This window comes from Thiothrix winogradskyi (assembly GCF_021650935.1).
GTDB classification, from domain to species: domain Bacteria; phylum Pseudomonadota; class Gammaproteobacteria; order Thiotrichales; family Thiotrichaceae; genus Thiothrix; species Thiothrix winogradskyi.
In genome coordinates this window covers 828,270-854,194 of record NZ_CP091244.1, presented here as the reverse complement: position 1 = coordinate 854,194, position 25,925 = coordinate 828,270, and the positions used below count along the sequence as shown (strand labels likewise).

The following is a 25,925-nucleotide window of genomic DNA, read 5'->3' as shown; positions in this document are numbered from 1 at the left end:
ATACGCTACAGGTAAATGCTATGCAAGGCAAAAACGGATTAAGTACCCTTCCAATCAATGAATTGCTCAACATAATGAGCCGCTTGCGTGACCCGGAGCACGGTTGCCCATGGGACATTAAACAAACCTGGCAAACCATTCTGCCCTACACCTTGGAAGAAGTGTACGAGGTGGCTGATGCAGTAGACAAGCACGATGCCGCAGCCTTGTGTGATGAGCTGGGGGATCTGTTATTCCAGATTGTATTTATGGCGCAAATTGCCAGCGAACAAGGTTTGTTCGATTTTCATGATGTCGCCGCAGGCATTTCCCGCAAAATGATCCGTCGCCACCCGCATGTCTTCGGCGACACGGTATACGCCGATGAACATGAGCAAAAACAAGCATGGGATGCGATTAAACAGGCTGAACGTGGCACAAAAAAGGACGAAACTGGATTCTTTGCCGGAATCCCCACCGCGATGCCTGCCTTACGCCGCAGCCAGAAACTTCAGCGCCGCGCTGCCGGGGTCGGGTTTGATTGGGAACATTGGCAACACGTCATTCCTAAAATTCAGGAAGAACTCGATGAAGTGCTGGATGCAGTCACTAACGGTGAATCGCAAAGCCGGATTGAGGAAGAAGTTGGCGATGTGCTCATGGGCGCAACCAATCTGGCACGTTTGCTGGGGGTGAATGCGGAAAATGCCTTGCGTTTATCCAACCAAAAGTTTGAACGGCGCTTTGTGCGGGTCGAAACCCTACTCACCGACCAAGGTATTTCGCTGGAAGCGGCTAATCTGGAACAGATGGAAAATGCTTGGAATATCGCCAAGCAGGAAGAGAAACAGATAAACGGTAGCTGAATAGCGCTGAAAAACGAAACCCCCGACGAACGGGGGCAGTCAACACGGGCAAATGTTATTATTATTAGCTTATTGTTATTGTTGTTCAAAACACCAGACTTCTGATAAATCCCCCCCGCCTTATCGGTAGGGGGTTAGAGAAGTCGAGATATGGTCAGGCGCTTTATTGTTATTAATGTTTATGCCTACTCACTATCTCTTGGGGCTTGCTGGTAAATGCTTTCCTTAACCCTTTCTTATTATTGTTGTCGTCCCTTCCAGACCTTCTAGTCTTCGCCGTCTCAGTCTGTACAAAGGATATTGCAACACCCGTGCCAATCGCACCCTATCATACTTAAATCATTAATTTAATTGATCAAAAGATAATTTTATTAGAATTGGCAAAGTGGATTGGCAGGTGCGGATGCTGTCAGAAAGTGACAACATTGACAGATTGTAGCGTCAGGTCTGAACTAGGATTTTTAGGATTACAAGATTAGTAGGATGAAGAAACGTCTCTTCTCCCCATCCTGCTAATCCTTAAATCCTAAAAATCCTAGTTCAGACTAGCTCGCAAGGCTTGACGGATCATGTCTTCCACACTCAGGCCTTGATTTTCGTAAGCGGCAATCATTTGACTGGCTTGGGCGGGTTTATAACCGAGTGCTAACAGTGCATTGACAGCTTCATCACTGATCGAAACGGATGGAAGCGGGGCGCTAACGGCAACCCCCGTGCTGCTGCTTGCTTCGGCTTTGGGCAAGCGGTCGCGCAATTCAATCACCAAGCGCTCTGCTGTTTTCTTGCCGACCCCAGGAATGCGGCTTAAGCGGGCAATATCCGCCGCGTGAATCACTTGATTGAATTCCACTGGACTCATGCCCGACACGATCGCCAGCGCCATTTTGGGGCCAACGCCATTCACTTTGAGCAAATGCCGAAACAATTCGCGCTCGGTTTGGGAACTGAAACCGTACAGCAATTGCGCGTCTTCACGCACCACAAAGTGGGTATAGAGCGTCACCTCTTGGTGCAATTCCGGCAGATCGTAGAATGTGGTCATTGAAGCCTGCACTTCGTAGCCCACGCCATTCACATCTAACAGCAAATCGGGGGGCTGTTTGATGAGTAATTTACCGCGTAATAATCCAATCATGCTACGGTACTCCTAAGACGTTGTTGCAAGTGACTGGCATGAGCATGGCACAATGCCACCGCCAGCGCATCTGCTGTATCGACTTGTAACCGCCCTTGCAAACTGAGCAGCAGCTTGACCATGTGTTGCACTTGCGCTTTATCCGCACCACCTTTGCCGACGGTGGCTTGTTTGACTTCTTTGGGGCTGTATTCGGCGACCGGCAAACCAGCAATCACGCCTGCGCAAATCGCCGCCCCTCGCGCTTGCCCCAATTTGAGTGCCGATGCGGGGTTGTTGGAGACGAACACGCTTTCAATCGCCATTTCAAGTGGCTGGTATTCGCGAATAATGCGGGTGATTTCGCTGAAAATCGTTCCCAGCCGTTCGGGAAAAGATGCATCGCCTAAGCGCAAGCAGGTGCTGAAAACGTGCTGATTGCGCCGCCCATCCGTGTCGACAATCCCGATTCCGGTAATCCGCGAACCGGGGTCAATGCCCAGAATACGGCGCGTGGTCACTTAACCATGCGCCGCTAAGGCTTCATCGCTGAAATCCGCATTGGTGAAGACTTCTTGCACATCATCCAAATCTTCCAGCATATCGATCATTTTCAGCAATTTAGCAGCAGTATCGCCTTCCACCAGCGTAAAGTTGTCTGCCCGCATGGTGACTTCATCGTGGTCAGGCGTGAAACCTGCTGCAATCATGGCGACTTTAACGGCAGCGAAATCTTCCGGCGTGGTGACGATTTCAGCCGAACCGTCGTCGTCCATTTGAATGTCGTCAGCACCGGCTTCTAATGCGGCTTCCATGAGCTTTTCTTCATCCAGACCGGGGGCAAAGTTCATCACGCCGATTTTCTTGAACTGGAAGGCGACCGAGCCATTCGTGCCAAGGTTGCCACCGTGTTTGGTGAGGGCGTGGCGCACTTCGCCCACAGTACGGTTGACGTTATCGGTCATGGTTTCGACGATCACCGCAATTCCGCCGGGGCCATAGCCTTCGTAACGCACTTCGACATAATTGTCGGTGTTGGTTTCGCCTGCGCCGCGCTTACAAGCTTTTTCGATGGTGTCGCGGGTCATGTTAGCACTCAGCCCTTTATCCACCGCAAGGCGCAAGCGCGGGTTGGTGTTGGGGTCGGATGTTTTGCCTTCGCGGGCGGCGACGGTAATTTCACGGATGATTTTCGTCCAAATTTTGCCGCGTTTTTTATCAACAGCGGCTTTTTGGTGTTTGATGTTTGCCCATTTGCTATGACCAGCCATGTCGAACTCTCGTTTTCAGTCTCAAAAAGTGCCGCTCAGTTTAGCATAATTGCGGAAAGTTTCAGACTTCCATCATCTCAAAATCATCCTTACCCACGCCGCAATCCGGGCAGCGCCAATCGTCGGGAATCGCTTCCCAAGGCGTACCCGGCGCGATACCTTCTTCGGGCAAACCACTAGCTTCGTCGTAAATCCAGCCACACACCACACACATCCACGTTTTCATCTAAGCTACTACCTGTCAGTTATAAGAACGACCTTATTCTCAGGTAAATGGTGTGGGCAAGCAAAAAGGCGGATGCCGCTAGGGATTTTGCTACCATTGGCATTAGCAAACATAAGGAATCGAGTGTTGTCATGATATGGGTATTTTTTGGTTTGGCACTAATGATTGTGGCCTGGCTGGCGTATCGCGCTGGGTGGAATCACGGGCTGCTGGAAGGCTACAAAACCGGCGTCGGCGAAGGCTTTAAAAAAGGTCATGAAGATGGCATGAAAGCCGGTCTCAAAGCCGGAATCAAAGAACACATGGTCACAACCTTGGTGGATGCCAAACCCGTTCCGGGGATGCACGAAGACTTGCACCAGCAAGTGAAAGAAGAAGTGCTGAAAGCGATCAACACCAAACCGGAACAGAAAAAAGCCTCGGCTGCCCCCAAGCCCGGTTTGGTGAAAATGCTTTGGGAAGAGTTTGGTGGCTGGTTACTGCTGGCTTTGTTCGTGTTGCTGCTTGTATACCTGTTCCGATCGGGGTAAAAACACACGGGAGTTTTCCCATAACTAAAGTGATACCGCACCCATGAAAACAGCACCCCGTGAAATCGCTACCCCTTGCCCACAAATGTCCCTGAAAGTGCCGGAAGGCATGACGCAGGTGGAATTTTTCAACAGCCCCGCCAACCTGAAAAACCTTGCCGAAGAAAACGGCTTATTCCGCACCCCAGAAGATTTACTGCTCTACCGCAAGCTCGTCGGGCATAGCGTGGAATTCGACACCTCGATTATTCTGGATTGTTCGCGCCGCATTCTTGACCCGCTGGGTCGTCCGGTACGCCGCGATCAAATGAAACGTCAGGAAAAGAAAGTCTGGTCGAAGATGACGCAAATCATCTGCGATTACATGTTTGAGAAATACCCCGACCCTGCCGAACACCTGATTTTATGCGGGGAAGCCAGTTTGGATTCGACCTGGCCGTTGAACAAACCGGGTGTGCCCAGTATCCGCATGATTCACAATCATTTCATGGTTTTCCCGATGGCAGAATTGCGCAATGCCAAGGAAGCCGATGCTAATAACCCCAACCTGACCGACAGCGGGCATAACACGTTATTTTTACGGCAATTAAGTGAAGCTTACCGCAAGTTTCTGGAAGTGTTAGACCTGCAAATCCTTAAGCTATTGCCCACCGAAGAAGCCTCATTGCGCTTGACCGGCTACCCGCAAGGCTTGCCGTGTTGGGAAGTGGTCGGCGGCGCGGAACGTTTAAAAGACCAGTATTTCTGGCACGAATACGAGCAAGTATTGCGCGGATTTTTGGATTTCTATCGCACGTTTTTCTCGATGGTTGCCACGGGCGAAGCACGAGTGCCGGATAACGCCAATTTCGCCAATCAGATTGATGATGTGCTGCTGGGCAATCAGCGTTTTATGCGAGTCGCACGGGATTTGCGCGAAAAAGTGATTCAAGACCCACAATTTGCCAACGATATTCGCTGGCGACCGGCGTACAAGCAAATCCTGTTCCGCGATGACAAAGGGCGCTTGGTGGTAACGATTTCGCAGAATTCAGTGGGCAATGCGATCACCGAATTACTGGGGATTGTGGTGAAACGCCAAGTCGATTCCGAGGCTTACGCCGCCGTCGAAGAAGGCTTGGTGAGCCGTTTGCTGGAAGTCAGTGAACGGTTACGAGCCGCTAACTTAGGTGAAATGCTGTCCGCCCCATGCTGGCCGAATGGTCATTACCAACCGTGCCGTTAAGCGCAGTTTCTTAGCCCGATGAATATATTATCTGACCCGTTAACACTGACGATGGCTGTGCTGGCGCTGCTGATCGTCGGCATCTCGAAAGGCGGCATGGGCGGCGGTTTGGGGGTATTGGGCGTGCCGTTAATGGCGCTGACCATGCCCCCGGCGCAAGCGGCGGCGATTTTGCTGCCGATTTTGTGCGTGATGGATTTGATGGCGCTGAAAGCCTTTTGGAAACGCTGGTCATGGGCGCACCTTCAGCAATTATTACCCGCTGCGCTGCTGGGCATTGCGATTGGAGCGCTCACCTTTACGTATTTTCGAGCCAGTGACGTGCGTTTATTGGTGGGGCTGATTGCAGTCGGGTTTGCGTTGAATTATTGGTTTAAGCCCTTCCAGCGCTTGGCGATGGGCAAGCCGGGGGCGAAGTCGGGGATTTTTTGGGGCAGTATCGCCGGGTTCACCAGTTTTGTGGCGCACGCGGGCGGTCCCCCGGTGAATATTTACCTATTGCCACAAAAGCTGGATAAAACCGTGTATCAGGCAACTACGGTGCTGTTTTTTACCATCGTGAATTACGTGAAGCTGATTCCTTACGCCGCGCTGGGGCAGTTCAACAGCACCAACTTGAGTACGTCAGTGTTGTTGCTGCCCATCGCGGCATTCGGGATTTGGTTGGGCTACAAATTGCATCACCGCGTACCCGAAAAGCAGTTTTTTCAAGTCGCTTACGTGTTTTTGTTCCTCACCGGCTGCAAACTGATGGTTGACGGCATTAGCGGCTTAGCAACAGTCACGAAATCTCTTCTGTAGCAAGCGATCGCCAGCATGGCTGGCTCCTACAAAGATTCGCAGTCAGTGGTGTCTGAAGGCAGCGCACTGGCGAGTACTTTGTCAATGCGGGTGCCATCCATATCCACCACTTCGAGCCGCCAGCCTTCCCACTCGCAATAGTCGGTGGTTTGTGGCAAGCGCCCTAAAATCAGCATCAACATGCCGCTCAGGGTGTGGTAACGACCTCGGTCTTCTTCGGGAACACTCAGCAAGCCCAAACGGTCTTTGAGTTCGGGGACGGGAATTAAACCATCCAGCAACCAACTGCCATCTTCGCGCTGGATTGCCCAAGCATCCTCCTGCGATTGCGGTTTGAATTCGCCGGTAATCGCTTCCATGAGGTCATGCAAGGTGACAATGCCTTGAATTTCGCCGTATTCGTCGATGATAAACACCATCTGCCCGCCGGAATCTTTGAAGTTTTCCAACAATTCCATGCCAGTCAGGGATTCGGGAACAAACACGGCGGGACTGAGGTGTTCGGTCAGGCTCGGTTGTTCGCCGCGCAATAATTGATTCAGCAACTCGCTGGTGCTAACCAAACCCAGCACCTCTTCCCAATTGCCGCGCACCACGGGGAAACGGGTGTAACGGTGCGCTTCCACTTGGTTTAAGCTTTCTGCGAGGGGCTTATCCGCATCTAAAAATACCACGTTATTGCGCGGAACCATGAAGGAGGCAATCTGGCGGTCATCAAGGCGGAATACATTGCGCACCATTTGGTGTTCTTGCTGCTCAATTACCCCGGCATCCGAGCCTTCGCTCAACAGGTGGTGGATGTCTTCTTCGGTGACACTGTTATTGCCGGTGTCTTTCACGCCCAGCAAATGCAATAGCAAACGGGTAGAACCTGACAACAGCATTACGAAAGGCTTGGTCAAAATCGCCAGCCACAGCATCGGATGTGCCACAAAACGCGCAATCCCTTCTGGGCTGATTTGCCCGATACGTTTGGGCACCAATTCGCCCAATACGATGGAAAAATAGGTAATGCTCACCACCACCAGCACGGTTGCCAGCGGGTTGGCTATGTCGACTTCTACCCCAAAGCCTTGTAACCACGCACTGAACGGCGGGCTTAAGGCAGCTTCACCCACAATCCCGCTTAATACGCCGATGGAGGTGATGCCAATTTGTATGGCTGATAGGAAAAACGTGGGGTCTTCGCCTAGGCGGAGTGCGGTAGCTGCGGCATTATCGCCTTGCTGAGCGAGGTTTTGTAAGCGAGTTTTGCGGGCGGTGACTAAAGCAATTTCTGACATGGCAAAAAAGCCATTGAGGAAAATCAAGCCAAATAATATGGCAATGTCCATGAGATTGTGGGTTCCGTGATGTTATAAAAGGATGGCGGCATTGTACCTGCGATTGTTATTATTTCCGCTATTTCACCCACACTTTTGGTCTAAATTCATGAAATTAATCAGTTGTCAGTATCAAAATCAGCGTTTTGTCGGCATTGTCGAGGCGGAGATTGCCCTGCTTCCGGCGTTGGATGCGGCGTTTGATCAACCCGCGTGGCGCGATATGTTGGCGTTGATTGATAGCGGCATTGACTTGCAGACCGTGCGTAACACCTTGACGGCGGCAATGCGGGTGCCGTTGGCGGACGTGACGCTGCTGGCACCGATTCCGCGCCCGCGTAAAAACGTCATGTGCCTAGGGCTGAATTATCTGGAACACGCGCAAGAAACCGCGAACCAGATCGGGCGCACCGGCAAAGCGCCGCAATACCCGATTGTGTTTACCAAATGCCCAACCAGCGTGATTGGGCACGAAGCCACTGTGCCGTTTGACGCGGATACTTGCTCACAACTGGATTGGGAAGCGGAATTGGGCGTGGTGTTAGGCAAAGGTGGCAAAAAGATTGCGCGTGAGAATGCCTTGGCGCATGTGTTTGGTTACACCGTGATCAATGATTTGAGTGCGCGGGATATTCAGTTGAATCACAAGCAGTATTTTCTGGGCAAAAGCATTGACGGCGGTTGCCCAATGGGGCCCTGGATTGTGACGGCGGATGAGATTGCCGATCCACAAGCGCTGGCGATTGCGTGTCGGGTGAATGGGGTGACGAAACAGGCATCGAATACGCGCAATATGATTTTTGATGTTGCCAGCATTATTGAATGGCTATCGCGGGGGATGACATTGGAGGCGGGCGATGTGATTGCCACGGGTACGCCGAGTGGCGTGGGCTTTGTGCGCGAACCCCCGGAGTATTTGCAAGCGGGGGATGTGGTGGAATGTGAGGTGGAAGGCGTGGGCGTGTTGCGCAATACCATACGCTAAGCATCATTACCCTAAGTATTCTTGCCGATTGTACGTTAGACTTACAATTTGCTGAACGCTGGGGCTTGCTGATGAATACAATGTCTAACCGTGTGTTAATCACACTATTTACCTTATTGAGCTTAACGGCTTGTGCATCCAATAACACCGCCTCATCGGGTTCTGGTGCGACGAACACGGGGGCTACGGCGAGTACCGCTGGCAGTAGTGCCAGTGCTTGCCCGCAGCATCATGCTAATGGCGATATGCCGCAATTGGTCAATGCTAAATTGGCGGCTAAAACGCAGGCGTTGTGTTTTACGGAATTTGCAGTGCTGCATTCGGGGGTGACACGCACCCCGTTATGGGCAAGTGAGCAAATGACGTATGCCGAGCTGCTGATGGATATTAATCGCACTGATAATTTCTACGCTGAGCCACGTCTACCGGCTGATGAACGTGCTGAATTGGCGGATTATGCAGGCTCTGGTTTTGATCGCGGGCATTTGGTTCCAGCGGCGGATATGCCGACGGCAGAAGCGATGCGTGAAAGTTTTTCCCTCGCGAATATGACCCCGCAAAATCCATCAAATAACCGGGGGTTGTGGTCAAGCATTGAGTCGCGCACCCGCGATTTAGCCAAGCAGCGCGGTGAGTTGTATGTGGTTTCGGGTGCCATTTTTGCGGGAGCCGCGTTGCAACGCATTAATAATCGGGTGTTAGTGCCAACCAGTTATTTCAAAGCGATTTACGATGCCAATACGGGGGAAAGTGGCGCGTATTGGGTTGCAAACGATGCTAACAGGAACTACAAAATGATGAGCATTGCTGAGTTGACGCAAACGGCAGGCATTGACCCTTTCCCTAGCCTCGACGCTTTCAGCAAAGCTAACGTGATGCCGTTACCGCAACCTTGAGTATAGCCCGATGGATTTTTTTAAAAATGAAGCCGAAACCCACTTATTGCAGGGTTTAAACATTGAAAACCGTTTGGATCGCGTGTCCTTGCACGGTAGTTTGGATCTTACGCACGATGCCGCTGGTTTAGCACTCGCCCTAAAACTCAAAGCCCTGTTGGATGGTGTGGTGGAGGTATTGAGCCGTGAACAAGCCAGCGGCGTATTACTGGAAAAAATCAGCCTTCAAGCGAGTGATGAAGTGGCTAATCCCTTTGCTTGATGCAACGCAACACATCCACCAGTTCCGGTTCGCACTGGGGAATCCAGAAGGTATTTTTCTGGGATGTCGAGTGTCAGTTGCATGGTATGCCTCTGCTAACAGTGTGTTGAAATGATGGTGGCACGTTCATTGTTTCCCCGCAAACGGGTTGAAGACCCTCACCCCCCAGCCCCCTCTCCCAGAGGTAGAGGGGGAGTAAGATAAAGAGGGCGTGCTTCTCTTTGCCCCTCTACCTCTGGGGCGAAGCGCCGCGATGAAGCGGCAGGGGTGCGGGTTGGGGTGAGGGTCTTACAATTCCCCCGCAAACGCCCGCTGACTTAGCGCGTTGAACATCACGTCACATTCTGCCAGTTTGCTTTTTTCAGAAATATCTCGGATTTTTTTTATTATTTTGACGAATTGCCGTTGTCTATCAATCGGTGGAATAGGTATTTTTGCTACATTTAATGATCCAACATTTAAGTGTTTTTGTACTTGCCCCCTTTCCTCGCTCATGACAAGACTTTTTCCAGCACTTGAGTTCAAGAAAAAAGCTAAAAAATTAGGTTCAATTTTTTCTTTATCTGGTCTGACAATCAATACGTCAATTGCATTTATCCCATCTAACTCTTTTGGAATCACTGCCGCTTTCCCCGGTTGACCTGAACGCACTATAACAATATCATCTTCGTACACTCGTGACTTTGATAAAACTGTTTCGTTGTCAGATGCGCTAAAGTAAACGAAGTTTTCACGTTTAATTCCTTTATCGCCAATGTTTAATGATCTAATGGCTGGAATACCTTCATCTACATAATAAGACGCAGGTTTAATAACAAGTCCAACTGTAATCTGTCGGCAAATATCAGTACACAGCTTAACCTCCCATCCCTTCGGGTTCGTTACCGGATCACCAAACATTTCCAAAAACACCGACCGCAAAAACTCATCCGCCAGTTGAATCGCTTGCTGGCGCTTGCGGCGGATGGCATCGGCTTTGTCGAGGATGGCGGCGATGCGTTGTTGTTCGGGGAGTGGTGGGAGGGGGATTAATTCACCATGCACCAGATTTCTATTCAGTGTTGGAACGCCAGCACCTTCTACAAATCGCTCCAGTTTGAAAGCCTGAAGCATGTAATAAACCCATTTTGGGTCATTGCCGTAAAAGTCAGTCACATATAATGCTGTATTTAAAGGCCAATAATCTTCTGTGACATAATGGACTTTTCCGATAGTTCCAGACCTTCCTGTAACCACACTAGGAGCTTTCTTTTTTACTTCATCATGAGAACCATTTTTTCCATTTGCCGCATATATCGGCACATTACCCGGATTTCGTTGATCGACAGGTAAATCGTAGCCTCTTTTCAGGGTTGCAACCTCTTTTAGAGGAACTAAAGACCATGATTTCGCATTTCCAAACCAACTCACAGCAGGTTCTCCGGTTTTTGGGGGATTGAAGAAACCCCTCCTAACCTCCCCTGATAAGGGGAGGTTAGGAGGGGTTTCTTTGGCATTGGGGTGAGGGTCTTCAACATGAACAATTTACTGCACACCCGATGCTTCGAGGTCACGAATGCGGATATACATCGCCTGTTGTGGATCAGGATCTAAGGTGCTGAATCCCCAGCGCTGATAGAACGCACGGGCATTGTCATCCAGCGGATGAGTCACCAATGCAAAGCTGCCGATGGTTTTCGAGACATGTACCGCGAAAGTGAACGCAGCCGCCAACAATACCTTGGAAACGCCCGTACCCTGATGCGCGGCATCCACCGCCAACTGCCCCAGCAATACAATAGGCACAGGGTCTGGCATATTACGCTGTTGGCTTTTAGGCAAAAATTCGCGGCGGATTTCTCCGGCTGCCAAGGTCACATAACCCCTGATCTGCTGCGCCTGTATGGGATCAGGCAACACATAGGTTCGGGAAACGCCGGTCGCCTGATTGCGCCAGGCATTACGTTGCAACCAACCGTTCAGTGATGCCCTGCCGCAATCAAAACTGGCGCGGTCATCATTTTCCGCCAACGGGCGGACGGCATTCAGGGTTTCCATGCCGGAGCAAAGCGGGCAAGTTCTTTCACCGCAGGAATGGCGCGTGCGGGCGCACTAATCAAAGCTTCAATTTCTGCCCAGCGACTGGTCGGAATCACAATGACATTGCGTTCCAGCAACTCGGCTTCGGCTGCTTCCAATGCCTTGCGGCGAATAAAATCGCCCAGTTTAAGACGGGCATGACTCGCAGCAACCTCCAAGAGGTTACGCTCGGCATCGCTTAAGCGAACGCTCAACACAGAAGACAACATAACCATCACCCCAAATGTATTACAATATACTACAAATGTAGTGGATTCAGGGTGGTTTAGCAAGACCCTCACCCCAACCCCTCTCCCGGAGGTAGAGGGGCTAAGAGGAGAGCGCCATCTTTATCTTGCTCCCCCTCTACCTCTGGGAGAGGGGGTTGGGGTGATGAGGGTCTTCAGCTTCACAGCATCGCCTCCAACTCTTCCAAATTCGCCAAAATCTCTGTTTCCAACGCCTTCAACTTCCCCAAAATCACCTTGGGCGCGTCGTACCGCTCTTCCGCATACACCACCTCCTTGTAGCGATTGATCGACAGGTCGTACTTATTCGCGGCAATCTCTGCCTTCGCCACCGCAAACGCCTGCTGGGTCTTATCGCCAAACGCCTCCGCAATGGTTTCCGCTGCGGCATTCGCCAACACCAACGCCCGGTATGCCTGCCAACGGGCAATCACCTGCGGCAAATCATTCGCCTCCTGCGGGGTGCGTTTGTCATCCAGCGAATAGCCATCCGCCTGCACATCGTAAAACCACACCCGTTCCGTCGTGCCGCCTTTGGTGAACAGCAAAATCGCGGTGGAAACGCCCGCATACGGCTTAAATACCCCGCTCGGCAACGACACAATCCCTTCCAACTGATTGTTTTCGATCAAGCTCTGGCGTAACTGCTGATGCGCATTGCTCGACCCAAACAGCACCCCATCCGGCACGATTACCGCTGCCCGCCCGCCCAATTTCAGCGCCCGCAAAATGTGCGCCACAAACAGCAATTCGGTCTTTTTGGTCTTCACCACACCCAACACATCCGGGTTCACATTGCTCTCATCCAGACTACCCTTGAACGGCGGATTGGCGAGGATTACGTCGAAAAAATCCTCCTCCTGACGCGGGAAATTCGCCTTGATCGACTTGCTCAAGCTGTCCTGATACAAAATATTCGCATCACTCACCCCGTGCAGCAGCATATTCATGCTCGACACCCGCAACATGGTGGTATCGAAATCAAACCCCCAAAACATCTGGCTATTGATATGCTCACGGTACTCGCTCAACAAATCGCCAGAATAATGCACATTGCCGTCATCATCCCTAAACGTGCCATCCGCGCTCGAATACGTGCGGTTCAAATACTCCATCGTCCGCGCCAAAAAACCCGCTGTGCCACATGCCGGGTCACACACCGTTTCCGTGGGCAGCGGCGCAACCAACTCAATCATCGCGTCAATAATGTGGCGCGGTGTGCGAAACTGCCCGTTAATCCCCGCCGTGGTCAGCTTGCTCAACAAATATTCGTAAATATCGCCCTTGGTATCGCTTTTGGTCAGCTCCAGCTTATCCACCATCGCCACCGCCGCCGCCAGCACCGACTCGTTTTTAATCGCCAAATCCGCGTCTTGCATGTATTCGCCGATATTCACCAGCCCGCTCAAGGCTTTGCCTTCCGCGCTCAAATCATCGTTGGGCTGTTCGCCCATCTGGGTGAAGAATGGGTAAACGTTATCCTTCAAGTGTGTGTACAACGCCTTGCCTGAAAGATTCTTGAAGTTTTTCCAGCGCAATAACTGCCCTGCTGGCGTCGTGGGGAAAATCAGCGTAACCGTGCTACCGCGTGCTGCTTTGCGTTCGCCCATTTCCTCCTGCATATCCAGCATCCGCGCAAACAGCAGGTAACTGATCTGCTCGATCACGGTTAAGGGGTTAGTGATGCCGCCCGTCCAGAATTTTTCCCAGAGTTTGTCGATGTCGTTGCGGGCTTGTCCGGTCAGCATGGGGTGTCCTTTGTGTCAGTGCGGGAAAGTTGGGGATTGTGGCATGGGGAGACCCTCACCCCAACCCCTCTCCCGGAGGTAGAGGGGCTTTAAGAGTGAATTTGATGGTTTCTAGGATGGTGGGTAGGGCGTGGTCGATGTCGGTATTCCAAAAACGTAGGATGCGGTAGCCTTGGGCAGCTAGGCATTCGCTGCGGATTTGGTCGTATTCTGCTTGATCGGGTTCAGCGTGATGTGTGCCATCCAGCTCTACGATGAGTTTCTCGGCGCGACAGGCGAAATCGACGATGTAGGGGGCAATAACATATTGGCGGTGAAATTTGTAACCGTCTAATTGGCGGTTGCGTAGCTGTTGCCACAAGCGTTGCTCGGCGGACGTTTGTTGTTGGCGTAGCGAGCGGGCTTTTTCACGATTAGGTATCGTCATGGTTGATGTTCCTTTGAAGACCCTCACCCCCCAGCCCCTCTCCCAGAGGTAGAGGGGGAGCCAAGAGTTGAATGGTTAGCTGTTTTTCTTCTTTCTTAGCCCCTCTACCTCAGGGAGAGGGGTTGGGGTGAGGGTCTTTCCTTCCTCAAAAACGGCTGCAACACCGCAAACAATTCCCCCGCATCCGCCTCGGTAAACACCCCGTCAATCCCGCGATAATCCACGCTGGTAAACGGCGCGTCATACAGCGTATCCACCGGAATACTGCCGTGTTCCGCGATGTAATTTTTCAGCAAATTCATAAAGCGCACCTGTTGCGCCGTCAACGTCGGATGCTGATGCAAGAATGCGGTGAAATGCTGTTCCACCGCCTGCACATCCAGCCCCACCAATTCTCGCACCGTTTCCTGCAACTGTTCCGCAGTACGCCCATAAAACGTGTTCAACACCTCCAAACTCACACCGGGGTGACTGGTCAGAATAGTCGAGGTCAGTGTCTGTAATTCAGCCGCAGCAATCGCTTCACCATTGCGGATTTTCTGCAAAAGCGGGTTATCGGCAATCATGCCATCCAGCACCGTTTTCAAACGCCGCCGATACAGCAACGCCTCATTCGTCCCCGCAATTTTCACTAGGCGCTCGGCTTCCTGCACCCCGCCATCCTTGGTTTTGGTCGTCGGTGTGCCGTAACTCACGCTATCACCCGTTTGGCGGTATTTCATTATGCCGCGCAATTCAGTGCGCACCCATTCCAGCCGTTCCATGCTCAAGGTTTGCCAGAATTCCGCGCGGTGCACTTCGGCAATCACCGCGTCTTTTTGGCGCACGGCTTGAATATTCACCGCCAGTTTATCCAGTTCCGCCAGCAAAGCATCGCGCTTATCCGCCAAACAACTGGCCTGTTCCACCCAACAGCGTTGCAGCGTCGCCATGAGTTTGTCGAACTGAGTAGCGTGTTTGTCGCGCAACACCCGCGCTGCCATCAACGGCGCGATTTTGCTGGCAAGCAAATGGCGGGTTGCGGCAGTCATGCGCTGCAAGGCATCGGTTTCTTGCAGCACGCGCACATTGCGCAACTCGCGCTGCACCGCAATGCTGTCTTCCGGCAAGTCGTTCAAATCCGCCCGCAGCAAGGCAAGTGCCGTATCCAATGCCGCCGCATGATTGGCTTTGAGTGCCACATCGACCAGTTCCAGCCGTGCCTCAAACAAGGTTTGCAACAAGGCTTTGCTGCCCACGTCGTCCGGCTCTTTATATTCCTGTTCAAAAAACTCGAAGTTGCCGTAATGGTCGAAAATGCGGAATTCGGTTTTGTGCTTGCCCGCGCCGAACAAATTGGGGCAAAGGCGTGTGCCGCGCCCGATCATTTGCCAGAATTTCACCCATGACATCACTTTTTTGGCGAACACCAGATTCACCACTTCCGGTACATCAATGCCGGTGTCGAGCATATCCACCGAAATGGCAATGCGGAAATCGTGGTTGCCTTTCTTTTTGAATTCCTTGATCAGGCTTTCGACTTTGGGAATCTGGTTGTGGATCACCTTGCACACTTTGCTGCCGTATTGCGGGTAGAGCTTGCAGAACAAGGCTTCGAGGTGTTCGGCGTGGTCTTGGCGTTGCGCAAAAATAATGGTTTTGCCCACCAACGAGCCGGTTTCATCTTTGATGCCGTGATTCATCAAGTTTTCGAGAATGGCGCGGTCGGTGTCTTCGCTGAAGATTTTGCGCCCAATATCCTTGCCCGCAATCCTGGTGATACGCGCTTGTTCTTCGCCCAAATCGGCTTCGAGTTGCTGCTGTTGTTCCTTGCTCAAATCCTTGTAGTGAATGCCGTTGCGCAGGAATTCGGTGGTTAAATCCTTGGCGCGAAATGGGGCAAGGTACGGCGGATCGTTATTGATGGCCGCATCCAACCCAAATTCATAGGTCGGGTCAGTGGTTTCACAATCGAAAATATCGAAGGTATTGCGGCTGATAAATTTCACGGGTGTCGCCGTCAAGCCCAGTTGCAGCGCATCGAAATAGTCGAATAAATCGCGGTAGCGGTTGTAAATGCTGCGATGCGATTCATCGGCAATCATCAGGTCGAAAAAGCCCACATCGAGCTGCGCAAAGCGGCTCATCATGCCGGGGTAGGTGGCGATGTAAATCCGTGCGGATTGGTCAATGCGGTTGGTTTCGCCGATCACGCAACGCGGCTCACTCGGCAAATTGTGCTTAAAGGCTTCATCGGCTTGGGTGCGCAATTCCTTGCGATCACACAAAAACAGCACCCGTTTTGCCCAGCCGGTGCGTAATAGCAATTCCGCCAGCGCAATCGCCACGCGGGTTTTACCCGTGCCTGTGGCTTGGATAATCAAGGCTTTGCGGCGTTGCTGCTGGAAATGTGCCGCCACGGTTTTGATCGCCTCAATCTGGTAGGGGCGGTCGGCAATTTTCAGGTCAGGGTTGTGTTGTTCGAGTGCGGCGACGCGGTAATGGCGTTGGTAGATCAGATAATCGAGGCTGTCTTTGCTGTAAAAACCGTATACGGGGCGGTAGGTGTTGTATTGGTGATCGTCCCAGATAAAGGTTTCGTAGCCGTTGGTGTAAAAGATTACCGGACGTTGGTAGCCCATGTGTTCGAGCGCATCGGCATACAAACGCGCTTGTTCGCGCCCCGCTTGCAGGCTTTTATTGCCGGATTTTTTGGCTTCGATCACCGCCAGTGGTTGCCCATTGTCACCCCATAGCACGTAGTCGGCGCGACCTTTACCGGAGACGTTATCGGGGTAATCCACCACGAATTCCACACTGACTTGTGCAGGTTCGCCCACATCCCAACCGGCTTTTTGCAGCATGACATCAATCAGCAAAGCGCGGGTTTGTGCTTCGTTCCAGTGCAGGGAGTTGGCGACTTGTTGGCTGGCGGTTTGGCGTTGGGTGGCTTCGGGCGGCGTGGGTGGAGAAAGGCGTTCGCTGTGTTGGGTGCGTTCGCGTTCCAATGCTTCACGGGTTTGCTGCAACTCGTCTTCGAGCTTTTTGAGTTGCTTGGCACTGATGCGCGGGTCGGTAACGCTGGCAAACGGTGCAATCTTGGCGGGTGAATGCCCGTAGTAGCGTACTGCCATGTAAGTGGCGATTTGGTGGGCAATCCCCAATGCAAGGTGTGCATTGCGGGCATCGCCATTGCTGCCGTGGGCGGTACTGTTACCTTCACGCCGTAATACATGCAGTTGGTCGAGTAAGGCGCGGCTCACACAACCGGTGAATACGCTGTCTTTCAACAAGTCGTAAAAACTGGCTTGCGGTAAGCGCGGCAAACGTTCGAGGTGATAAATCGTGCGGGTAACTTCTTCGGCAAAACCCCGCAAGCGTGTCAAAGCACTGCCGGGATCAAGGAACAACACCGCTTCTGCCAAACCGCCGAGGTTAGCAAGCGTGTCGTGATGCGGGCGCAGGAACGCAAAGTTGGTGGATTGCATGAGGGCAAATTCTAAACGAATTCCACCGCTCAACACCGTGATAATGATCACTTAAGTCATCGTAAACGCAGGTTGATAAATAGTGCGGTGGGGATTAACGCCTAAAAATAATGCGATAAGTCAAATAGTCATCAAAAAAGTTGCTAATAGTTATATCTGTTGTCGAATTTTATCCCTAAATACCTATACTATTAAGCATACTTTTTGAGTGTTTTTGTGACGTGTGTCAAGGGGCTTAGCCATGCGTATTTTGATTGTGGATGACCACCCGTTATTTCGTGAGGCGTTAGGCAGTCTGCTCGAACGTTTTTACCCCAGCGCAGCGGTATTTGAAGTCGGTTCGGTGGAAGAAGCCGCAGGCGTGGTGCGCCAATATGCACCGTTCGATCTGATTATGTTGGATGTTTTTTTACCGGGGCAAAGCGGTGTGGCGGGCTTAGAGACGTTGCACGCCAGTGTTGCGGTGGAGACCCCGATTGTGATTATGTCCGGCTCGGACAATTCAGAGATGATGAATCAAGCCCTTGCCAAAGGTGCGCGGGGTTATATCGCCAAGTCAGCGGGCGTGGGCGATGTCAAAAATGCGGTGCATTTGATTTTGGCGGGGGAAATTTATATTTCACCGTCGATGTTAGCCGAGGTGCGCCAACGTGCGGAACCGAAAGACCCACCTCCCCCGAATTTGCCACCCCCGAATTTACCACCACAGACTGATAACAGCGGCTTGACGCCGCGTCAGCGTGATGTCATCCGTTTGATGGCAAGGGGTTTGCCCAATAAATCCATCGCCAGAGAGCTGAATTGTTCAGATGGCACGGTGAAACTGCATGTGAGTGCAATTTTACGCACCCTCCATGCGCGTAATCGGACGGAAGCGGTGCAGGCGGCGACACGGTTGGGCGTGTTGTAACTTGAGCCAGTGAGGATTCATGCAACCATCACCACCGATTCAGGATGAGGCGTGGGACGCTTATTTACGGCAGCATTATTACCGTTTATTGGTGCAAGTCATTTTGCCACTGATCCTGACGACGGTGGTGTTTGTGCTGGGCGGGGTCTTTTGTAGCGCTATTCGTTGGTGGTATTGGTTGCTGGGCTATGTGGGGCTGGCGGCATTATTGTTTCGGTTCGGGCACGCTTTACACGCTGAATTACAAGAATTGTTTGCGGCGCAATTGCACTGCACCGTGATTGAACGCGAAGCGCATTGTTTGCAGCGCGATGCTGCCGTTGGGCATTCTGTCCGCGTTGTTACCCATGAAATTAATAACCTGATCGGCATCGCTAAAATGTCGGTGGATAACTTGCGCTATTCCCCAGTGGCTATGTCTAAAGACATAGACCGCTTGGAAAAAGCCTTGGGGTATATGACTCAAGTGACCCATTTAATACTGGATGGGATAGGCAATAAGCACGCGACTACCCGCACGCTTTCGCTGGCGGAATTGCAAGACGACGTGCGTTTATTAATAGGGCATGGGCAATCCTACCCGCAAGTGGCGTTGTCTGTGATATTTCCGGCTGAGGCGGCACAGTACCGTTTTGAAGAACGCACCGGGGCGACTTATCTGATTATTCATAACTTGGTGAAGAATGCGTTGGAGGCGGTGGAGGAGCGGTTCGGGGAACAGTTGGGGGGCGAGGTTAGGGTTACGGCTGAAATCTTGGGTAATCAGATAGTTATTGCGGTGGAAGATAATGGGGTGGGGATGACGGCTGAGCAAATTGAGGCGGTGATGCGGGGGAGTGGGCAGAGTTTTAAGGTGAATGGGCATGGGTTGGGGCTGGGGTTTGTGTTGGGGGAGTGTGAGAGGAATGGGTTTGGGTTTGAGGTGGGGCGGGGGAATGGAGAGGGGATGCGGGTTAGTTTTTCTATTTTTTAATCGGACTTAATTGTTGTTAATTTTATGCCTAGACATACAGATCATTAGGCGTAACCTTATCCTTAATTCCCTATATCATATTCACTATTGTACTAACGATGGCAATCAATTAATTTAACCTCAAATCGCATTAAATTAATATTTAGAGGTTAATATTATGTCTCGTTTAACTGTTCAATATGAAGATGTGCGTAACAAAATGAAGCCTGGTGATATTATTGCCTTTTCTGGAAAAGGCAATATTTCCGATATTATCAAATGGGCAACCCGCTCATCTGTATCACATGTCGCGGTCATCCTTCATTCTCAGGTTCTGATTAATGGTGAACCTGAAAGGGATTATATTAATGAAGTGATTGAGTCAACTTCCCTAAATGGTTTTTCCGGTGTGATTAGGAGTCGTTTAAGTGACCGACTAAGAAAATATGAGGGCGAAGTGTGGTGGCTTCCACTTAGAGATGCAGTGAGGGAGAAAATGGATTTGGGTTTATTTTGTAGGTTTTTACTGGATCAGGAAGGTAAAGAATACGATATGCCCCAAGCAGTTAAATCGTCATTAGATGCCTTAGACATGCTTCGGTTAGCGGGTTCTGTTACCTACAATATTGAGGATTTCGCCAAGTTTTTCTGTTCGGAACTGGCTGCTGCTGGACTGGAGGCATCTGGAGCAATCAGAAGCGTTAACTCATCCGAAGTAACCCCTGTAGACCTTTGCATGTTCTCTATTTATCAGAATAATTATTACCAGATCAAAGGGGATGAGAAAGATATTAAGGGATATAACTCATTGTCACCGGAAGGCTGGGGTGAATAATAAATGGTTTATTTAAAGTAACTTATTTAAGTTGGTTTGAGGAGGTCAGCAATTCCCGCTATCCATCGGTAATCAGAGCTTCGCAGACCTGCGAGGGCTTTGATTTTTACGGGCACAACCATACCCTCCAAGCCCTGAAAGCCTGCCCGAATACCGCCTGACTTTTGCATAACCCAACACCCTGTTGGAAAACCCCAGCGTACCCTCAAGCCTGATTTTCATCCGCTGCGAATGCCTTTGGGTGTCAGGTCAGCATGTTCATAACCCCAAATGATGGCAGCATAGAAGGACTCCCAATCGCTAATCAGATGCTCACGGAACATCCCACGCATCTTCTCCCACAATGCGGTACGGCTCTGTAAGCGGGTGCGGGCGGCTTGGAAGTACTGGCAGCAAGCTTCCTGAATCTGGTCGATCAGGAAGGCCAACATCATCAGGGTGGCGAACACAGTGGAAAGATGTTGCTTGCCATGACCGTAATTATGTTCGAGGTTGTAACCGAGGTTTTTAAGGGTGTTAAAGGTTTCGTTCTCCACCTTCCAGCGGGAACGGCTGCGCGTACCACATCCGCCACGTTGTCGGCGGTGAGGGGATGTCAGTCACGCAGTCATAGATAAAGGTTGTACCGTCGGGGCGTTCCTCCCAATAGTCGATGTAGTTGACCCGCACGTCTTGGTTGGCATGGTTGAGCGGGATGTCGTTGGCATAACGGTAGCCACACCGTAACTTTTTGCTCGTCGTGCCTGCCAATTCTTGGGTACTGCCATTGGCTAACCCGTCCAATACCGTCTTCAGTAATAGGCTGCCACTACGGGCTTTGGCGGTAATGATAAAGCTGTAACCGTTTGACTTCAGAAGACGGATGTGCGGTGCATTGCAGGAAAGGGCATCTTGCAGCAGGATCATCTCCATGCGCGGGAAGTCTTGGCGCAACTGGGGGATGAGCCGTTTAGAGGCATTGTGTTCGCAATCATTTTTCTTGCTGCCATCCTGCTTGGTGATGGCCTGTCGGAAAAAGGGTAATACGGTATTCTTGTCAGGGTGAACCAGCACTGCCGCCAGCATCTGGTGGTAATACTCCTCACGTCCGTCCTTGTGTGTCTTAATGCAACAATCCGGGCAAGAGATAGCCCCAGAGCTAAAAATACCTGTTCCATCAATACTGACTAAATACTTTCCTAGAAAACGGTAGCCTTCCAGTATGCCTTGCCGTTGCAGTTCCTGATGGATGGCGCGGAACACCGGGCGCAGACGCTGCGGTTTTACCCCGTCCAATACCGTGCGCATTTGGCTGTCACAGGAGCATCGGGGATGCCAAACAGGGTTTTCAGGTTGTGCCGTCGTGCCTTGTCCCCGCGCTGTTTGTCAAACTGCAACAGTGAGCCGTCTTTCAACGAAAATAGGGCAAGCCCTGACATCAGCACGTCAACCAAGGGATAGTCGGGTTTGGTTTTGCGGTGGTCAGTGACTTCACTGAAACAGCCGCGCACACGTTCCAGCAATCCGGGGACTGAGAGGGTCTTGCGTAGCTTCAGGCTACCAACAAGAGGCAGGGGAGGTGGTTTTGCAGGCATTTCGTTGCACAGTGACTCGTTTTACAAGACCATGATTATACAGTCATTTTAAGATCGGCGGGAATTGCTGTGAGGAGGTGTTCAATGCCAAGAATTATTATTGAGGAAGTTGGAAGAGTTCCCGGTGCGCCGGATGTCAAACTGGAGACTGGTTATATTGATGGGCCACTTGGAACAAGACTCCCATATCCACGTGTGTTTCATCGTGATGTGACACATGTTTTTGAGTTGTCTGTTAAAGTTCCAGATAGTGGAGATTTTGTTCCTGTTATCCGTGAATGTATTCTTGCCGGATTAGCTGCTGGAGGTGTAGCTGCTTTCCTAAGTAGTCCGGCTTCAGCTATACCTGCCTTCAAAACTGCTTTTTGGGGGACTTTAGTTATTAAATTAGGTGAGCAAGCCACTGAATTTGAATGGATTGGAATCAATGAACACCAAAGTCGTGGTGAGTGGAGTCCTATTTAATAATTTATTTTTTAAAATATGGAGTATTTTATGAAAACAGTAACTGTTCGATTTGGGCGAATTGATATTCATAACGATAATGATAATTGGGGATCTGGTGAATTGTTTTTTATAGGAAGAATTATTTCCTCACCCGGGGATAATGCAGACGATACTGGATTGAGCGATCAAGTAAATAAAAATTCAGGTGAGGGATGGGACGATTCGCGGAGCGTGTCCGTTATTGTTCCTGATGATGGAAGAGTAACTGTTCTTTATGAAGGTTATGATGATGATACAACGACACAAGAGACTCTGGGGTCTATTAGTGATGAGTATGCTGGACCTGAATTTGGGGTGGGAGGACACGCTCAGCTATCTAGTAACAGAAAAATGACGGTGAGCTATTATATTTCAGTTACTGATGTGTTGAGTTAACTCCCTGACCGAGGGGCGCGGAAGTGATATAAACCTAAATTTTCAGCGAAATCGGAAGGTGTCCAACACAAACCGATAACTTCATAGGAATGTAGTTATCCGATTTTATGTATTTGCATCACTTCCGGTCACACCTATGACCGAGCCTTATGAAATCATAAGCCCAAACTTTTCCACATCCCATCCACGCGGGATTTCACCGCCGCATCCATCACAATCGGCGTACCCCACTCCCGCGTGGTTTCCCCCGGCCATTTATTGGTCGCATCCATGCCCATCTTCGACCCCAACCCTGACACGGGCGAGGCGAAATCCAGATAATCAATCGGCGTATGCTCAATCAACGTGGTATCCCGCGCCGGATCCATCCGCGTCGTCATTGCCCAAATCACATCCTCCCACTTGCGGGTATTCACATCGTCATCCACCACGATAATGAACTTGGTGTACATAAACTGGCGCAGGAACGACCAAACCCCCATCATCACCCGCTTGGCGTGACCGGGGTATTGCTTCTTGATGCTCACCACCGCCATGCGATACGAACAGCCTTCCGGCGGCAGGTAAAAGTCGACGATTTCAGGAAACTGCTTCTGCAAAATCGGCACGAACACTTCATTCAACGCCAAGCCCAAAATCGCCGGTTCATCCGGCGGTCGCCCCGTATACGTGCTGTGGTAAATCGGGTCTTTGCGGTGCGTAATGCGCTCGATAGTGAATACTGGAAAGCTATCAACCTCATTGTAATAGCCGGTATGGTCGCCATAAGGCCCTTCGGGTGCGAAATCGTCGGGGTAAATATGCCCCTCCAACACAAATTCCGCCGACGCGGGCACTTGCAAATCCACCCCCATCGCTTGCACCAACTCCGTCCGCGAACCGCGCAACAACCCCGCAAACGCATATTCCGACAACGAATCCGGCACAGGCGTAACTGCCCCTAAAATCGTCGCCGGGTCAGTGCCAATCGCCACCGCTACCGGAAACGGTTTACCCGGATTCGCCTGCTGAAACTCACGAAAATCCAACGCCCCGCCGCGATGCGACAACCAGCGCATAATCACGCGGTTCTTACCCAACACTTGCTGGCGGTAAATCCCCAAATTCTGGCGTTTCTGATTCGGGCCTTTGGTAATCACCAAACCCCACGTAATCAGCGGCGCAGCATCCCCCGGCCAGCAATGCTGAATCGGCAGCTTGCTCAAATCCACTTTATCGCCTTCCTCCACGACCTGCTGACACGCAGCTTTGCTGACCACTTTCGGTGCCATATCCAGCACTTTGCGGAAAATAGGCAGCGCATTCAGCGCATCTTTAAACCCTTTCGGCGGATCAGGCTGCTTGAGCAACGCCAGCAATTTACCGACTTCGCGCAAGGCTTCGGTTGATTCTTCGCCCATCCCCAACGCCACGCGGCGCGGCGTGCCGAACAAGTTGGCGAGTACCGGGGTGTTATGCCCTTTGGGATTTTCAAACAGCAAGGCGGGGCCGCCAGCACGCAATACGCGGTCGGCGATTTCGGTCATTTCCAAATACGGGTCAACTTCCACGCTAATGCGTTTGAGTTCGCCCATTTTTTCCAATTGTTGGATAAAGTCGCGTAGGTCATGGTATTTCATGGCGAGGATAATAGCGGAAATCACAAAAAAAAGGCTACAAGCGGAACACCTGTAGCCTAAATGTCAGATTGGAAAGACCTATGAAATTATTTTGCAGCCGGTGCCGGAGCTGCTGGGGCTGCCGGAGCTGCTGCCGCTGCTGCTGCATACGCACCCACACCACAGAAGAAGCCTTTAGAATTTTTCATCACGTAGCTTTTTTTAGCCGTCAGTTCTTCTGTATCCGGACGTGGCCACTTGTAATCAACCCAGCCTTTGCTTTCGGTAGATTTTGCAGTGGCAATCATATTCTGGAACAGTTTTTCACCGTATTTGTCGAACTCAAGCAGGTTTTGACCAACCAGCTCAGGCTTTTTCGGGTGGGACAACATTTTGCCATCCAGATCCATACAGAAAACATACAGGTCTCTATCTTGGAAGCCGCCGTCAGCCTTTTTGAACGTTTCAAACGCCGCTTCGCCGTTTTTATCAACTTCAGCTAAGGCTTTTTCGCTCATGGCTTGTGCTTCGGCTTCTGTACCGGTTGCTGGAGCTGCTGCATCAGCAGCAAATACATTCAGGGTTAATGCAAACAGGGCAGCACCTGCAACAGTGTGTAACAGTTTCATATACAATCATCTCCTCCAAAAATAATATGCAGCCTGCACACCTTGGGGTGTTCCTCATGCAGACTGAATGGCGACGTGTAATTATCAAACACGCAGCGATATTGTAGACAATATTGCGCAGAAATGGCAGTTATTACGCAAAAATATCGTAATATTGTCGACAAATATAGAAGGAAACGATAATGGAAGGATCGAATGAACGTCTGCTGCATACCCCGGTACGCCGCTATTGGTTAGCCACTCGCCCCGGCTTTCTGGCAGCAAGTATTGTGCCCGCACTGGTGGGCGCGGCTGCGGCATCGGCGCAAGGCTATGCGTTACACGGCTGGTTACTGGCGTGGACATTGCTGGCGGTGATGTTGGTACACGCGGGCATGAATGTGCTGAACGATTACTACGACGAGCAAAATGGCACGGATCGGCGCAATACCCAACGCTTGTTTCCGTTTACCGGCGGCAGTCGCTTTATCCAAAACGGCGTATTGAGCGCGGGCGAAACCTTCGTGTTCGGCGCGTGCTTGCTTGCGGTGGCAATGCTAATCGGGGTGGGCTTGGCATGGCAAAGCGGGATGGATTTACTGTGGATTGGCGTGGCGGGTTTGGTAATTGGTTGGGGTTATTCCGCGCCGCCGTTGAGTTTGAATAGTCGCGGCTTGGGTGAACCAACGATTGCCTTGAGTTTTGGCATTCTCACCCCGTTGGGCGCGTGGTTTGTACAAACTGGCACGTTGGCGTGGTATCCGCTCGTGATCAGTTTGCCCTTGTCGTTGTTAATCATGAATATTTTGCTGATTAACCAGTTCCCTGACCGCGAAGCCGATGCTGCCAGTGGCAAACACCATTGGGTGGTGCGTTTTGGGGCGGATACGGCGGCAAAAATTTACCTAGCCGCAGTCTTGCTGGCAACGTTGTTGCTGGTGGCGTGGGTCATGCTGGATGTATTGCCACCGATGGCCTTGCTGAGTGCCTTGCCGTTGGGGATTGCATTGCGTGCCGGTTTGCAATTGGTGGAACACGCCCACGCGCCGCATAAGCTCGAACCGGCGATTAAAATGACGATTGGCAGCGCGGTATTGCACGGCGTGCTGTTGTCCTTGGCGTTGTGGCTGGTATAGTTCGC

The 25,925-nt window shown here is 51.2% G+C and carries 28 protein-coding genes and 1 pseudogene; 13 read left to right on the top strand and 16 right to left on the bottom strand.

What is annotated here, in order from left to right:
• The first annotated feature begins 20 nt into the window (after positions 1-20).
• Positions 21-845, top strand: coding sequence for a nucleoside triphosphate pyrophosphohydrolase (gene mazG / locus L2Y54_RS04475; RefSeq protein WP_236500106.1), 825 nt, complete (start codon positions 21-23; stop codon positions 843-845).
• Between the two features lie 535 nt (positions 846-1,380).
• Here the strand turns inward: mazG and ruvA are convergent.
• The 4 genes from ruvA to L2Y54_RS04455 all read right to left on the bottom strand — a co-directional run bounded on the left by ruvA (position 1,381) and on the right by L2Y54_RS04455 (position 3,456).
• Positions 1,381-1,980 (bottom strand): Holliday junction branch migration protein RuvA, encoded by a 600-nt coding sequence (ruvA, locus tag L2Y54_RS04470; RefSeq protein ID WP_236500103.1) that lies wholly within the window; start codon positions 1,978-1,980, stop codon positions 1,381-1,383.
• Positions 1,977-2,480, bottom strand: a complete 504-nt coding sequence (gene ruvC / locus L2Y54_RS04465; protein ID WP_236500101.1) for a crossover junction endodeoxyribonuclease RuvC — start codon at positions 2,478-2,480, stop codon at positions 1,977-1,979. The genes ruvA and ruvC overlap by 4 nt, the downstream gene beginning before the upstream one ends.
• Complete coding sequence (locus L2Y54_RS04460) at positions 2,481-3,230, bottom strand: YebC/PmpR family DNA-binding transcriptional regulator (RefSeq protein WP_236500097.1); 750 nt, start codon at positions 3,228-3,230, stop codon at positions 2,481-2,483.
• A 61-nt stretch (positions 3,231-3,291) separates the two neighbouring features.
• A complete protein-coding gene (locus L2Y54_RS04455; protein ID WP_236500094.1) occupies positions 3,292-3,456 on the bottom strand; it encodes a rubredoxin in 165 nt (54 codons plus the stop codon).
• 131 nt (positions 3,457-3,587) lie between these two features.
• Between L2Y54_RS04455 and L2Y54_RS04450 the strand changes: the two genes are divergently transcribed.
• From L2Y54_RS04450 to L2Y54_RS04440, 3 genes are read left to right on the top strand one after another with little or no spacing between them, the layout of a single operon-like run.
• Positions 3,588-3,986 carry a FliH/SctL family protein gene (locus L2Y54_RS04450; protein ID WP_236500093.1) on the top strand — a complete coding sequence of 133 codons (399 nt, stop codon included), beginning with the start codon at positions 3,588-3,590 and terminating at the stop codon, positions 3,984-3,986.
• A gap of 43 nt (positions 3,987-4,029) precedes the next feature.
• Positions 4,030-5,211, top strand: a complete 1,182-nt coding sequence (locus tag L2Y54_RS04445) for a hypothetical protein (RefSeq protein WP_236500091.1) — start codon at positions 4,030-4,032, stop codon at positions 5,209-5,211.
• 18 nt (positions 5,212-5,229) lie between these two features.
• The gene (locus L2Y54_RS04440; protein ID WP_236500089.1) at positions 5,230-6,012 is read left to right on the top strand and encodes a sulfite exporter TauE/SafE family protein; all 783 of its coding nucleotides are present in this window, start codon (positions 5,230-5,232) and stop codon (positions 6,010-6,012) included.
• A gap of 26 nt (positions 6,013-6,038) precedes the next feature.
• Here the strand turns inward: L2Y54_RS04440 and L2Y54_RS04435 are convergent, their stop codons facing one another.
• Positions 6,039-7,346, bottom strand: coding sequence for a hemolysin family protein (locus tag L2Y54_RS04435; RefSeq protein WP_236500086.1), 1,308 nt, complete (start codon positions 7,344-7,346; stop codon positions 6,039-6,041).
• 97 nt (positions 7,347-7,443) lie between these two features.
• Between L2Y54_RS04435 and L2Y54_RS04430 the strand changes: the two genes are divergently transcribed.
• The 3 genes from L2Y54_RS04430 (at position 7,444) to L2Y54_RS04420 (ending at position 9,477) form a co-directional block, all read left to right on the top strand.
• On the top strand, positions 7,444-8,319 hold the full coding sequence (locus tag L2Y54_RS04430; protein WP_236500085.1) for a fumarylacetoacetate hydrolase family protein: 876 nt from the start codon (positions 7,444-7,446) through the stop codon (positions 8,317-8,319).
• A gap of 71 nt (positions 8,320-8,390) precedes the next feature.
• Positions 8,391-9,215 carry a DNA/RNA non-specific endonuclease gene (locus L2Y54_RS04425; RefSeq protein WP_236500084.1) on the top strand — a complete coding sequence of 275 codons (825 nt, stop codon included), beginning with the start codon at positions 8,391-8,393 and terminating at the stop codon, positions 9,213-9,215.
• A 10-nt stretch (positions 9,216-9,225) separates the two neighbouring features.
• A complete protein-coding gene (locus L2Y54_RS04420; RefSeq protein ID WP_236500081.1) occupies positions 9,226-9,477 on the top strand; it encodes a hypothetical protein in 252 nt (83 codons plus the stop codon).
• Positions 9,478-9,765: 288 nt separating this feature from the next.
• On the opposite strand, the gene L2Y54_RS04415 is transcribed toward L2Y54_RS04420, so the two are convergent.
• The 6 genes from L2Y54_RS04415 to L2Y54_RS04390 form a co-directional block, all read right to left on the bottom strand.
• Positions 9,766-10,887, bottom strand: coding sequence for a restriction endonuclease subunit S (locus L2Y54_RS04415; RefSeq protein ID WP_236500078.1), 1,122 nt, complete (start codon positions 10,885-10,887; stop codon positions 9,766-9,768).
• 114 nt (positions 10,888-11,001) lie between these two features.
• On the bottom strand, positions 11,002-11,514 hold the full coding sequence (locus L2Y54_RS04410; protein WP_236500075.1) for a GNAT family N-acetyltransferase: 513 nt from the start codon (positions 11,512-11,514) through the stop codon (positions 11,002-11,004).
• Positions 11,502-11,765, bottom strand: coding sequence for a type II toxin -antitoxin system TacA 1-like antitoxin (locus tag L2Y54_RS04405; RefSeq protein WP_236500073.1), 264 nt, complete (start codon positions 11,763-11,765; stop codon positions 11,502-11,504). Before L2Y54_RS04405 ends, L2Y54_RS04410 begins: the two co-directional genes overlap by 13 nt.
• A gap of 179 nt (positions 11,766-11,944) precedes the next feature.
• Complete coding sequence (locus L2Y54_RS04400) at positions 11,945-13,531, bottom strand: type I restriction-modification system subunit M (RefSeq protein WP_236500072.1); 1,587 nt, start codon at positions 13,529-13,531, stop codon at positions 11,945-11,947.
• 55 nt (positions 13,532-13,586) lie between these two features.
• Complete coding sequence (locus tag L2Y54_RS04395; protein WP_236500071.1) at positions 13,587-13,958, bottom strand: endonuclease domain-containing protein; 372 nt, start codon at positions 13,956-13,958, stop codon at positions 13,587-13,589.
• A 104-nt stretch (positions 13,959-14,062) separates the two neighbouring features.
• Positions 14,063-17,425, bottom strand: coding sequence for a DEAD/DEAH box helicase family protein (locus L2Y54_RS04390; RefSeq protein WP_236500069.1), 3,363 nt, complete (start codon positions 17,423-17,425; stop codon positions 14,063-14,065).
• A 241-nt stretch (positions 17,426-17,666) separates the two neighbouring features.
• Here L2Y54_RS04390 and L2Y54_RS04385 point away from each other — a divergent pair, with 241 nt between their 5' ends.
• The 3 genes from L2Y54_RS04385 to L2Y54_RS04375 all read left to right on the top strand — a co-directional run bounded on the left by L2Y54_RS04385 (position 17,667) and on the right by L2Y54_RS04375 (position 20,122).
• Complete coding sequence (locus L2Y54_RS04385; protein ID WP_236500068.1) at positions 17,667-18,335, top strand: response regulator; 669 nt, start codon at positions 17,667-17,669, stop codon at positions 18,333-18,335.
• Positions 18,336-18,354: 19 nt separating this feature from the next.
• Entirely contained in the window at positions 18,355-19,308 is a 954-nt protein-coding gene (locus tag L2Y54_RS04380) for a sensor histidine kinase (RefSeq protein WP_236500067.1), read from the top strand.
• A 157-nt stretch (positions 19,309-19,465) separates the two neighbouring features.
• The gene (locus tag L2Y54_RS04375) at positions 19,466-20,122 is read left to right on the top strand and encodes a hypothetical protein (protein ID WP_236500066.1); all 657 of its coding nucleotides are present in this window, start codon (positions 19,466-19,468) and stop codon (positions 20,120-20,122) included.
• 218 nt (positions 20,123-20,340) lie between these two features.
• Here L2Y54_RS04375 and L2Y54_RS04370 read toward each other — a convergent pair whose 3' ends face one another.
• The 3 genes and pseudogenes from L2Y54_RS04370 to L2Y54_RS04360 all read right to left on the bottom strand — a co-directional run bounded on the left by L2Y54_RS04370 (position 20,341) and on the right by L2Y54_RS04360 (position 21,696).
• The gene (locus L2Y54_RS04370) at positions 20,341-20,556 is read right to left on the bottom strand and encodes a hypothetical protein (protein ID WP_236496349.1); all 216 of its coding nucleotides are present in this window, start codon (positions 20,554-20,556) and stop codon (positions 20,341-20,343) included.
• Positions 20,547-20,714, bottom strand: a pseudogene (locus tag L2Y54_RS21835) (ISNCY-like element ISAtsp9 family transposase); the annotation flags it as partial. The pseudogene L2Y54_RS21835 and the gene L2Y54_RS04370, both read right to left, overlap by 10 nt.
• Before the next feature lie 670 nt (positions 20,715-21,384).
• Positions 21,385-21,696, bottom strand: a complete 312-nt coding sequence (locus tag L2Y54_RS04360) for a hypothetical protein (protein ID WP_236500062.1) — start codon at positions 21,694-21,696, stop codon at positions 21,385-21,387.
• Positions 21,697-21,780: 84 nt separating this feature from the next.
• Between L2Y54_RS04360 and L2Y54_RS04355 the strand changes: the two genes are divergently transcribed.
• Both L2Y54_RS04355 and L2Y54_RS04350 read left to right on the top strand, forming a co-directional pair.
• Positions 21,781-22,161, top strand: coding sequence for a hypothetical protein (locus L2Y54_RS04355; RefSeq protein ID WP_236500061.1), 381 nt, complete (start codon positions 21,781-21,783; stop codon positions 22,159-22,161).
• Positions 22,162-22,191: 30 nt separating this feature from the next.
• Positions 22,192-22,578 (top strand): hypothetical protein, encoded by a 387-nt coding sequence (locus tag L2Y54_RS04350; RefSeq protein WP_236500060.1) that lies wholly within the window; start codon positions 22,192-22,194, stop codon positions 22,576-22,578.
• 155 nt (positions 22,579-22,733) lie between these two features.
• On the opposite strand, the gene ubiD is transcribed toward L2Y54_RS04350, so the two are convergent.
• Positions 22,734-24,197: a 4-hydroxy-3-polyprenylbenzoate decarboxylase gene (gene ubiD / locus L2Y54_RS04345; RefSeq protein ID WP_236501992.1), complete on the bottom strand. Its 1,464-nt coding sequence runs from the start codon at positions 24,195-24,197 to the stop codon at positions 22,734-22,736.
• A gap of 86 nt (positions 24,198-24,283) precedes the next feature.
• Positions 24,284-24,805 (bottom strand): cache domain-containing protein, encoded by a 522-nt coding sequence (locus tag L2Y54_RS04340; protein WP_236500059.1) that lies wholly within the window; start codon positions 24,803-24,805, stop codon positions 24,284-24,286.
• Between the two features lie 182 nt (positions 24,806-24,987).
• Here L2Y54_RS04340 and L2Y54_RS04335 point away from each other — a divergent pair, with 182 nt between their 5' ends.
• Positions 24,988-25,920, top strand: a complete 933-nt coding sequence (locus tag L2Y54_RS04335; protein WP_236500058.1) for a prenyltransferase — start codon at positions 24,988-24,990, stop codon at positions 25,918-25,920.
• Positions 25,921-25,925: the final 5 nt, after the last annotated feature.

What these genes read in the sequence shown, in the direction of transcription:
- L2Y54_RS04420 (WP_236500081.1), top strand. Translation starts at nt 9,226, where the DNA reads ATGGATTTTTTTAAAAATGAAGCCGAAACCCACTTATTGCAGGGTTTA.
- L2Y54_RS04380 (WP_236500067.1), top strand. Translation starts at nt 18,355, where the DNA reads ATGCAACCATCACCACCGATTCAGGATGAGGCGTGGGACGCTTATTTA.
- L2Y54_RS04375 (WP_236500066.1), top strand. Translation starts at nt 19,466, where the DNA reads ATGTCTCGTTTAACTGTTCAATATGAAGATGTGCGTAACAAAATGAAG.
- L2Y54_RS04385 (WP_236500068.1), top strand. Translation starts at nt 17,667, where the DNA reads ATGCGTATTTTGATTGTGGATGACCACCCGTTATTTCGTGAGGCGTTA.
- L2Y54_RS04340 (WP_236500059.1), bottom strand. Translation starts at nt 24,805, where the DNA reads ATGAAACTGTTACACACTGTTGCAGGTGCTGCCCTGTTTGCATTAACC.
- L2Y54_RS04390 (WP_236500069.1), bottom strand. Translation starts at nt 17,425, where the DNA reads ATGCAATCCACCAACTTTGCGTTCCTGCGCCCGCATCACGACACGCTT.
- L2Y54_RS04410 (WP_236500075.1), bottom strand. Translation starts at nt 11,514, where the DNA reads ATGGAAACCCTGAATGCCGTCCGCCCGTTGGCGGAAAATGATGACCGC.
- L2Y54_RS04450 (WP_236500093.1), top strand. Translation starts at nt 3,588, where the DNA reads ATGATATGGGTATTTTTTGGTTTGGCACTAATGATTGTGGCCTGGCTG.
- mazG (WP_236500106.1), top strand. Translation starts at nt 21, where the DNA reads ATGCAAGGCAAAAACGGATTAAGTACCCTTCCAATCAATGAATTGCTC.
- L2Y54_RS04430 (WP_236500085.1), top strand. Translation starts at nt 7,444, where the DNA reads ATGAAATTAATCAGTTGTCAGTATCAAAATCAGCGTTTTGTCGGCATT.
- L2Y54_RS04435 (WP_236500086.1), bottom strand. Translation starts at nt 7,346, where the DNA reads ATGGACATTGCCATATTATTTGGCTTGATTTTCCTCAATGGCTTTTTT.
- L2Y54_RS04455 (WP_236500094.1), bottom strand. Translation starts at nt 3,456, where the DNA reads ATGAAAACGTGGATGTGTGTGGTGTGTGGCTGGATTTACGACGAAGCT.
- L2Y54_RS04360 (WP_236500062.1), bottom strand. Translation starts at nt 21,696, where the DNA reads ATGCCTGCAAAACCACCTCCCCTGCCTCTTGTTGGTAGCCTGAAGCTA.
- ruvA (WP_236500103.1), bottom strand. Translation starts at nt 1,980, where the DNA reads ATGATTGGATTATTACGCGGTAAATTACTCATCAAACAGCCCCCCGAT.
- L2Y54_RS04355 (WP_236500061.1), top strand. Translation starts at nt 21,781, where the DNA reads ATGCCAAGAATTATTATTGAGGAAGTTGGAAGAGTTCCCGGTGCGCCG.
- ubiD (WP_236501992.1), bottom strand. Translation starts at nt 24,197, where the DNA reads ATGAAATACCATGACCTACGCGACTTTATCCAACAATTGGAAAAAATG.
- L2Y54_RS04400 (WP_236500072.1), bottom strand. Translation starts at nt 13,531, where the DNA reads ATGCTGACCGGACAAGCCCGCAACGACATCGACAAACTCTGGGAAAAA.
- L2Y54_RS04350 (WP_236500060.1), top strand. Translation starts at nt 22,192, where the DNA reads ATGAAAACAGTAACTGTTCGATTTGGGCGAATTGATATTCATAACGAT.
- L2Y54_RS04405 (WP_236500073.1), bottom strand. Translation starts at nt 11,765, where the DNA reads ATGTTGTCTTCTGTGTTGAGCGTTCGCTTAAGCGATGCCGAGCGTAAC.
- L2Y54_RS04370 (WP_236496349.1), bottom strand. Translation starts at nt 20,556, where the DNA reads ATGATGTTGGCCTTCCTGATCGACCAGATTCAGGAAGCTTGCTGCCAG.
- L2Y54_RS04445 (WP_236500091.1), top strand. Translation starts at nt 4,030, where the DNA reads ATGAAAACAGCACCCCGTGAAATCGCTACCCCTTGCCCACAAATGTCC.
- L2Y54_RS04425 (WP_236500084.1), top strand. Translation starts at nt 8,391, where the DNA reads ATGAATACAATGTCTAACCGTGTGTTAATCACACTATTTACCTTATTG.
- L2Y54_RS04395 (WP_236500071.1), bottom strand. Translation starts at nt 13,958, where the DNA reads ATGACGATACCTAATCGTGAAAAAGCCCGCTCGCTACGCCAACAACAA.
- L2Y54_RS04440 (WP_236500089.1), top strand. Translation starts at nt 5,230, where the DNA reads ATGAATATATTATCTGACCCGTTAACACTGACGATGGCTGTGCTGGCG.
- L2Y54_RS04460 (WP_236500097.1), bottom strand. Translation starts at nt 3,230, where the DNA reads ATGGCTGGTCATAGCAAATGGGCAAACATCAAACACCAAAAAGCCGCT.
- L2Y54_RS04335 (WP_236500058.1), top strand. Translation starts at nt 24,988, where the DNA reads ATGGAAGGATCGAATGAACGTCTGCTGCATACCCCGGTACGCCGCTAT.